Origin of the sequence: Bradyrhizobium sp. 76 (genome assembly GCF_023073025.1) — a bacterium.
Lineage (GTDB): Bacteria > Pseudomonadota > Alphaproteobacteria > Rhizobiales > Xanthobacteraceae > Bradyrhizobium.
In genome coordinates this window covers 1-1,278 of record NZ_JADPIS010000134.1, presented here as the reverse complement: position 1 = coordinate 1,278, position 1,278 = coordinate 1, and the positions used below count along the sequence as shown (strand labels likewise).

Here is a 1,278-nt window from a genome sequence, read left to right as displayed (position 1 = left end):
AGAGCTGGTCCCGGTTGTCTGAACAGAATCTCCGCCTCGATAAGTGGAGCGTCTGCCGGGGTTAGGCCGCCAAGCGGAATGGCGGCTGGTTGAAGTAGGCTTGATCCGGTGTGGCGTCGTCAAGGCTTTGGTGCGGTCGGCGGCCATTGTAGAAATCGAGGTATCGGCCGATCGAGGCGCGGGCCTCGCTGACAGTTTCGTAAGCTCGCAGGTAGACCTCCTCGTATTTTACGCTGCGCCATAACCGCTCGATGAAGACGTTGTCCCGCCAGGCGCCCTTGCCGTCCATGCTGATGGCGATGCCATTGTCGGCGAGAACGCCGGTGAAGGCCGCCCCGGTGAACTGCGAGCCTTGATCGGTATTGAAGATTTCCGGCTTGCCGTGACGGGCCATGGCATCCTCCAGCGTCTCGACGCAGAAGGCTGCTTCCATCGTGATCGACAACCGCCAGGACAAGACCCGACGGGTCGCCCAATCCAGCACCACAGCGAGGTAAACGAACCCGCGCTCCATGGGGATATAGGTGATGTCCATGGCCCAGACCTGGTTAGGCCTCGTGATCTCCATGCCACGCAGCAGGTATGGATAGATCTTGTGGCCGGTCTCCGGCTTGGTGGTGCGCGGACGGCGATAGAGCGCCTCTATCCTCATCCGCTTCATCAGCGTCTTGACATGCCGGCGGCCGATCTTGCACCCCTCGGCAGCCAGCAGGCCGCGCAACATACGCGAACCGGCGAAGGGATACTCCAGATGCAGCCGGTCGAGACGCCGCATGATCGCGAGATCGGTGTCCGGCACCGGCCGCGGCAGGTAATAAATGCTGCCGCGGCTGATCTGCAAAACTTCCGCTTGCCTGGTGATCGACAGATCGTGCTCGCGGTCGATCATCGCTTTGCGCTCAGCAATCCCGCCTTGGTGAGCGCTCCTTCTAAAAAATCGTTCTCCAGCGTCAGCTCTCCGATTTTGGCGTGCAGCGACTTCACATCGATCGCCGGGATATCCGGCGCTCCGCCTCCCGGTCCGAAAACCTCCGAAGCGCTGCCCTCAAGCTGTGACTTCCAGGCCGTGATCTGATTGGGGTGGACGTCGAAATGCTCGGCCAACTGGGCGATCGTCCGATCACCCTTGAGGGCTGCCAGTGCCACCTTCGCCTTGAAGCCCGGTGTGTGGTTCCGGCGTGGTCGTCTGCTCATCGTCTCTCCTGTTCACGGCGATTATCGCCGCCTTCAGGCAGAAACTCCACTTAGCGACCTGTTCAAATTTGCGAAGCCGGCTCT

The 1,278-nt window shown here is 61.0% G+C and carries 1 protein-coding gene; it reads right to left on the bottom strand.

Features of this window, described 5'->3' with window-relative positions; all coding sequences use genetic code 11:
* Window positions 1–61 precede the first annotated feature (61 nt).
* A protein-coding gene (locus IVB48_RS34735) for an IS3 family transposase (protein WP_247407353.1) occupies window positions 62–1,194 on the bottom strand; the annotation gives its coding sequence in 2 pieces (ribosomal slippage) (window positions 62–939 and window positions 939–1,194; 1,134 coding nt in all).
* Window positions 1,195–1,278: the final 84 nt, after the last annotated feature.